The sequence below is a fragment of the Lysinibacillus sp. OL1 genome, from assembly GCF_004332175.1.
Lineage (GTDB): Bacteria > Bacillota > Bacilli > Bacillales_A > Planococcaceae > Lysinibacillus > Lysinibacillus capsici.
On sequence record NZ_SJDS01000005.1, the window covers coordinates 156,434 to 162,993 of the forward strand.

At 31.5% G+C, this 6,560-nt stretch carries 9 protein-coding genes; 2 read left to right on the plus strand and 7 right to left on the minus strand.

All coding sequences use genetic code 11. The features are described 5' to 3' along the window. Positions 1–2: 2 nt before the first annotated feature. A complete protein-coding gene (locus tag EW028_RS11395; protein ID WP_131520939.1) occupies positions 3–812 on the minus strand; it encodes an alpha/beta fold hydrolase in 810 nt (269 codons plus the stop codon). Positions 813–922: 110 nt separating this feature from the next. Here EW028_RS11395 and EW028_RS11400 point away from each other — a divergent pair, with 110 nt between their 5' ends. After that, positions 923–1,717 (plus strand): sulfite exporter TauE/SafE family protein, encoded by a 795-nt coding sequence (locus EW028_RS11400; protein ID WP_131520940.1) that lies wholly within the window; start codon positions 923–925, stop codon positions 1,715–1,717. Here the strand turns inward: EW028_RS11400 and EW028_RS11405 are convergent. After that, positions 1,714–2,079, minus strand: coding sequence for a YybH family protein (locus EW028_RS11405; RefSeq protein WP_131520941.1), 366 nt, complete (start codon positions 2,077–2,079; stop codon positions 1,714–1,716). The genes EW028_RS11400 and EW028_RS11405 overlap by 4 nt on opposite strands. Before the next feature lie 135 nt (positions 2,080–2,214). On the opposite strand from EW028_RS11405, the gene EW028_RS11410 reads away from it, so the two are divergent. Further along, positions 2,215–2,706: an SRPBCC family protein gene (locus EW028_RS11410; RefSeq protein WP_131520942.1), complete on the plus strand. Its 492-nt coding sequence runs from the start codon at positions 2,215–2,217 to the stop codon at positions 2,704–2,706. A 473-nt stretch (positions 2,707–3,179) separates the two neighbouring features. Here the strand turns inward: EW028_RS11410 and EW028_RS11415 are convergent, their stop codons facing one another. From EW028_RS11415 to EW028_RS11435, 5 genes are all read right to left on the minus strand, one after another. Further along, a complete protein-coding gene (locus EW028_RS11415) occupies positions 3,180–3,329 on the minus strand; it encodes a cyclic lactone autoinducer peptide (RefSeq protein ID WP_131520943.1) in 150 nt (49 codons plus the stop codon). Next, positions 3,322–3,888, minus strand: coding sequence for an accessory gene regulator B family protein (locus tag EW028_RS11420; protein WP_193767360.1), 567 nt, complete (start codon positions 3,886–3,888; stop codon positions 3,322–3,324). Before EW028_RS11420 ends, EW028_RS11415 begins: the two co-directional genes overlap by 8 nt. A gap of 157 nt (positions 3,889–4,045) precedes the next feature. Next, a complete protein-coding gene (locus tag EW028_RS11425; protein ID WP_131520945.1) occupies positions 4,046–4,795 on the minus strand; it encodes a LytR/AlgR family response regulator transcription factor in 750 nt (249 codons plus the stop codon). After that, positions 4,792–6,087 (minus strand): sensor histidine kinase, encoded by a 1,296-nt coding sequence (locus EW028_RS11430; protein WP_131520946.1) that lies wholly within the window; start codon positions 6,085–6,087, stop codon positions 4,792–4,794. The genes EW028_RS11425 and EW028_RS11430 overlap by 4 nt, the downstream gene beginning before the upstream one ends. Before the next feature lie 268 nt (positions 6,088–6,355). Next, on the minus strand, positions 6,356–6,520 hold the full coding sequence (locus EW028_RS11435; protein ID WP_131520947.1) for a thiazolylpeptide-type bacteriocin: 165 nt from the start codon (positions 6,518–6,520) through the stop codon (positions 6,356–6,358). Positions 6,521–6,560: the final 40 nt, after the last annotated feature.

Genomic DNA, 6,560 nt, shown 5'->3' on the forward strand with positions numbered 1-6,560 from the left:
AATTAAACTTTACACCAAAAATTTAATCTTTCCGCCACTATTTCAGGGACATCTCGAAAGATATCGTGTCCTGCTCCTTCAATAGATTCAACATCTAAATGTTCTATTTTTACTTGTAATTTCTGAATACAATTTTTTCTTTTCGTTCCTAGCTCTGCAGGTACCGTTGCATGCAATAATAGTGTAGGACATTTTATCATACCCACTACTTGGTCAACTGGCTCCACATTCATACCTTTTATCATTGCTTGTGCCGTGAAGGGAGATAGAGTTAGTCTAATCTCGCCATTTTGTTCCTTTACTTGTGCTTTTGAAGCTACTTCTAACTCTTCTGACCATCGAGCAAGCTCTTCTTTCTCAGATTTAAAAAATTCTTCCCATGATGGGAAGCGGACATTTTCGCAAAAGCTTGCTACGTCCTTTAATTCCTTTTCTAAAGTGATACCTAAATCTTTCCCTGACATATATCCCCCATCTAGCAATACCATGCCTTTAAGTTGCTGCGGGTATTTAGATCCGAAATGGATAGCCAGATCTGCTCCAAAAGAATGCCCTATCAAATAAAAAGGCTTACTCTTTAAATTTGTACCTATTATTTCTTCTATTAGTTTAATTAAATTGGAAGGGAGATAACCCTCCTCTTCTTCTAACGCGGTTCTATAACCATGTCCAGGTAGGTCAAAGGAAATAACATGGTACTCCGATAAATACGCTGCTAGCTCCCCAAATGCTAAACCTGAGCTTCCAAGTCCATGTAAAAAAACTAAAGATGGATTATGAGGATTTCCCCATTGATATATTTGGTGATTCATTTAATCCCCCTATTTATATAAATTTATTTTATGAATTTTCAAAAATAATATATTAGATTTATACATTAACACCATTTACCCTAAAGCTAATAAAAGAAAGGGAGAAGCTTATGAATAAAATGATCATGCTGTTATTATTTGTACTACTTACCTTAGTTGGACTTTTCTATACAAACATTTCTTTAACACTCATATGTATCGGAATGGTGTCTGCTTTTATTGGTACACTTGCGGGAGGTGGTGGACTAATTACACTTCCTGCCATGATGCTTGTCGGTATCCCTATTCAAACAAGTATTGCCACAAACAAATTTTCGACAGGCATTTCGGCTTTAACCAGTATTTTCTATCTTCTCTACCAGAAGGAGCTACATCCCATATCTATCATCAAATATATAGCTCTTGCTATTGTTGGGGGAATTTGTGGCGCACTTCTAGCCGTTTCGCTGTCTGAGCAAACTATGAACTACTCTGCCTGTGTACTACTTCTTTTGGCTTTAGTCGTTACTTTGAAGAATAAGGCGTGGACTGAGATTCCTGATTCGCTAGAACATCAAGCACCTCGTTTTTGGCAACCATTTTTCATCGCCATGTATGATGGTGGTTTCGGCCCTGGCTCTTCGACATTTAGCATTTTGCATTATCTACGTTCTCACCACACTTACATAAAGGCTGTACAGCTCACTCGAGTACTCCTTTTTGGGAGCTGTACAGGAGCATTTGTTGTGTTTTATCACACTGGCTTTATTCAATGGCACTATGCGATTGCTATGGCACTTGGCTCCATTATAGGTTCCCAATTAGGTCTTATAGTGCTCCCCTACATTCCATTAAAAATAGCCAAAACACTACTAACATTGATTATTATATTGTTGCTTGTCCAGGTTACATTGAAAATAATTTAATGACCATTACTCAAATGCTCATGAATGATCTTCCATTCATCATTAACTAACGTAAAAATATTTGTCGCTCTACCGCTACCTGATACAAACTTTTCGTTATGATAGCCTTCATAGTGATATGTATAAAGACAGGTAGCCGTCTTTTCATCAACGGTTAACCATTTTACTTCAGTAGCTGAATAAACCTCTTCTTTAATGACATTCCATGCATGCTTGAAATAAGCCTCAATCTCATCTGTAGTTGTGCAAGTTTTATCGGAGAACCAATAAACCGCTTGTGGATGCAAAATAGCCTTAACTTCATTAAAATCATGTGTATTTGTAGCTTGTATATAACGTTCTAATGCTTGTTGATGTGTCATCTTCACTCCCCCTGTTTAACAATATTATCCTAAGATTGACTTCTTAGAAATAATAATTGTTGAATGACCTTCTGCTTGGACAGCTAATGAAGAACACCTATAATGAAGTCAAAACAATAAAGATGGAGGATGTCTATGTTAGCTACTATTGAAAAACAATCCAATCGTCATGTTGCAACATTCAAACGACCACTGACACATTCAGTAGATGCCGTTTGGGCAGTGCTTACTAACAATGAAAGCCTACAAAAGTGGATGAGTAATCTAGAAATCATTGATCTTCGTAAGAACGGGAAAATACATTTTAATATGAATGATGGAACAGGTACCTTTGAGGAAATAACCATCACAGATTATGCTGAGAAAGAAGTACTAGAATTTGATTGGGGAACAGATACGGTGAGATTTGAACTATCTTCTACTGACGATGGTTCATTATTGGTAGTAGTGGAGACACTTCAAGAGCTGACAGAGCATACACCGAAGGATTTAGCAGGGTGGCATATATGCCTAAACCAACTAACAGACTTTTTAAGCGGAACTATACATGAAGAGTTTCCGATGAAAGAATGGCAAAAATGTTTTACAAACTATAAGCAACTTGTGATTAAGACTGAAAAAATCTAAATCTATAATGTATAAAACTCCTTTAGCAAAATGCTTCAGGAGTTATATTTTTAATCAAAATCTTATCATATAGGTATCTCTCATGATACTTACAAAATCTACCTTTTACTTATCGGGTTGTTTTGAGTTGTGTGTTTTTCTTGGAAATATATAAAAATAAAATACTCCACTAATGATTAATCCAGCAAATAAAGAAGACATCAAAGTGTAACTGCTTATATTTTTAAGTAATCTATCAAAATTAATCTGTAACATATCAATGTCGCCATTAGTTATCGCAATTACAACTGTCCAACTAGTTATGATCACTAGAAAACTAATTAAACCATATGTAATACTTAACTTTAAATCTCTATTCTTTTTTCTTTTCTCATTAGAATATGGGTTCTTCTTGTTATTTTTCAGCTTTCTTTACCTCCTAATCGCTTCAGTAAATATTTTAGATACTTACTATCCGTTAGCAGAATAAATCGTTATTTTTTTAATTCTTCAGGTAATGAAGGCTCATAGATCCCTAAAAGACAACAGTTATTTATAGCCATCTCTCCAATACTTATAGCAAGTATAGCAAAAAACAAACACAATTTTTCCTTTGTTACTTTGATAGCATTTAGTTCAAACATTAGTCATATCTCCTTTTTTTATAGGTATTGTAAGAAGTATTGATAAAAAAATCCCCATAAATGAAATAAGCCTTAATTGTTCATCATTTAACATTAGTATTCCACAAATTATAAGGAAGTTAATAATCAACGCTTTCTTTCTTTTCTCTTTTGAGTCACCAACTCTGCTGTTATTCGTATAAGCTGGAACTTTATAATAAATAATAATTTCAAAAATAATTCCGAGTAATATTACTAACTCTCGAGTAATACTAAACGAGTAATTTAGTACAATAAAAGGACCAATCGAAAAGTACAATACTCCGATTATCGAACAGACAATACTTGACTTAGCATGTAGCCCATAACAATATCTTCTCATTATGCAAAAAACCAAATGACAAACTAAGGTTTCACTTACAACACCTAACATAATAGATACGCTATAAATTAAGCTCACCTTTATTAGGTTGATCAAAAGAGTGGCTATGCCATAATTTATCTTTGCTAATTCCATTTTACTTAATTGAATATTTTTATTGATAATATCTGTTAAATAGCATGATAGTTTTTCTTCCATCGATAGATTCCTCATTAGCCTCCCCCTTCTCTTTAAACTGATTCTACATCGTATTATTTAATGATGATTAAATTTTCTTAAAACATATATTTAAAGTAAAAAGTGTTATCTAAACAAATAAAAAAGTGCACTTTTGAAAATTTAAGTGCACTTTTTATTATTCTTTTATAGAAGATTCAAACTTTCTAAGTAATTCTTTTAAATATCGAGTGGAAACATAGCACGTTTCTCCGTCTTTCATCGTTATTGTTCTATTTTTTTTATTTATCTCTTGAATACTATTAATATTTACAACATAAGATTGATGACATCTGTAAAACTTGGGGCTTAAATTTTCAGCTTCTTTTATCTTTCCATAATACTCTATTGTCCTATTGTTCAGATGAACAACTAGCTTGTGTGGAACAGAGGAAGACTCAATAAAATAAATTTCATTTACATTTAATCTTATACTCGTTTCACCAGCTTTAACTACAATATTATCATCAATCAAAGCCCCTGAATTTAAGTATCTCTCCATTACAACATCTATACATTCAATAATTTTATTTTGCATAATTTTTTGATTATCTTTTGGTATATAATCCATTGCTTCTACTTTGTAGAGGAAAGTTAAATATGTTAATTCTGTATGAGTTGTTATAAAAACTATTTTTGCAGAAGGATCTAACTTCCTAATTGCTACCCCCAAAGAAATTCCATTCATTTCTGAGTTTAACTCAACATCTAGAAAATATAAGCCATTGTTTAGTTTATTACGCTCCAAATAGGATATGATGTCATTAGGATTTTCTGTTGAAAGTTCAAACTTCATATCATAATCCTGCATTATTAAATAATTTTGAATTATATTAGATATAATATTTCTTTGTTTTTCATTATCCTCACACACAAATACTTTTATCATACTCTCACCTCCCCATTAATAGTAAGGATTTGAGTAAATACATCTCTTTCAATTTTAGTTTCAAGAATTATGTTTTTAGCTTTACTCAATAACTGATCTAGGTTACCTAAACCCAAACCACGATTCTCTCCTTTTGTAGAAAAACCTTCTTTTTTCAATAAAAAAAGTTTAGGTATGTCCTTATGACAAGAATTTGCTACTATTATTTTTATAACTTGATTATCTTTTACTATAGCAACTCTGATATTTCCATTATTTATTTCCTCAGCAGCTTCAATGGCATTATCTAGGATAATCCCTAAGGAACGTACTAAAACAACGGAGTCAACCGGTATATTTTTTATTTTTTCTCTCATTTCGATTTCGGTATCTATACCTTTTTCTTGCGATACCATTAATTTATTGGCCAATAAACTTTTCAATTCTTTTACTTGTAAATTACTTAATTGGGACAATTTAAATGAGTTTCGATCAAAGTTTTGTGATGTCCATTTTATTTCATTATAATAATACTTTTTTAACCCTTGAATATCATTAGATTCTAAGAAGCTTTCAATTGAAATCAAGATATTCATATAATCATGTTTGAATTTTCTCATTTCATTATAATTACTCTCTATCTGATCTAAGTATTCTAAGAGATATGTCAACTCTTTTTGTTTTTCTCTTGCTACATACATTTTATTCTTTGCGTAAATGATCGCTAAACAAACTAAACCTGAAACAAGGGCATACGCAACAATGAACACTGAATTTGTCTTTTCCATAGAGATCCCGCTTTCTATAGCTCTCTCTATAGAAATTATCACCAAATAAATTATCACCGTTAATGAAGAAGCGACAGCGGAAATCATCAAAGGGAAACTAGTACTTTTAAAATAATATGTATATTTATCTATGATCTTTTTTAATAAATAAATAATACCTAGATAGAGAAATGTCCCAACTATGAAACGAAAAACAAGATTTGTCATTAATTCAAAAGAACTTAATAGGTAAACAATTATGTAATCCGATAAAATATATAATAGAATGGACATTGATGATGCAAAAAAGGAAAAATCAATTTTTCTAGAATATCTTATTAAAATTAATGATAGTACTCCCCATAGAACTCCAGTAGCAAGTACATTTAGCTTAAAATAAACCATACTTATAAAAAATACAGATATAAAGGTAATTAATATGTATATTTTTTTGTTCGCTACTCTTATTAAATAACCACCACATAAAAAAATAAAAAAATATTGTAAAAACAGTCCTACAAACTCAACCGAAAAAATAGTGTTCACTTTCTCACTCACCTTTAACCAGAAGAATCCAAATCAAAAACAATGTAAGGAATATATTTTTATGGAAACTATTCTCATTTTTCCGTTTATTATAGTCTGTATTTGATGAAAAGTAAACACTTCAACATAATGGTGATAAGTATAAAGTGTGATTATTTACAATGAGTAATTATAACTTTTCGATTATTTTACTTCATATTTAATAACTTCTTTTGACAAAAAGAAAAACACTAGCCTAAATTTTGAGCTAGTGTTTTTGATAGTTTATTTATGATGAACAACACGAGCTAGAACCACATGTTGAGCAGCCATTACTTATCATTGATCCGCTTGTTGCCGCTGTTTCTGGTAGTGCTGTTGCTTCATTGATTTCTACAAAGTCCATGTCCTCAATATCTGAGAATAATTCTTCCATAAGTGTTTCTTTTTTCATAAGTCTTTCCTCCACTTTTTTTATTTATGATGAACAACAC

Excerpts from the sequence above, each read along its gene's own strand:
- EW028_RS11395 (WP_131520939.1), bottom strand. The coding sequence starts at position 812 with ATGAATCACCAAATATATCAATGGGGAAATCCTCATAATCCATCTTTA.
- EW028_RS11400 (WP_131520940.1), top strand. The coding sequence starts at position 923 with ATGAATAAAATGATCATGCTGTTATTATTTGTACTACTTACCTTAGTT.
- EW028_RS11405 (WP_131520941.1), bottom strand. The coding sequence starts at position 2,079 with ATGACACATCAACAAGCATTAGAACGTTATATACAAGCTACAAATACA.
- EW028_RS11410 (WP_131520942.1), top strand. The coding sequence starts at position 2,215 with ATGTTAGCTACTATTGAAAAACAATCCAATCGTCATGTTGCAACATTC.
- EW028_RS11415 (WP_131520943.1), bottom strand. The coding sequence starts at position 3,329 with ATGTTTGAACTAAATGCTATCAAAGTAACAAAGGAAAAATTGTGTTTG.
- EW028_RS11420 (WP_193767360.1), bottom strand. The coding sequence starts at position 3,888 with ATGGAAGAAAAACTATCATGCTATTTAACAGATATTATCAATAAAAAT.
- EW028_RS11425 (WP_131520945.1), bottom strand. The coding sequence starts at position 4,795 with ATGATAAAAGTATTTGTGTGTGAGGATAATGAAAAACAAAGAAATATT.
- EW028_RS11435 (WP_131520947.1), bottom strand. The coding sequence starts at position 6,520 with ATGAAAAAAGAAACACTTATGGAAGAATTATTCTCAGATATTGAGGAC.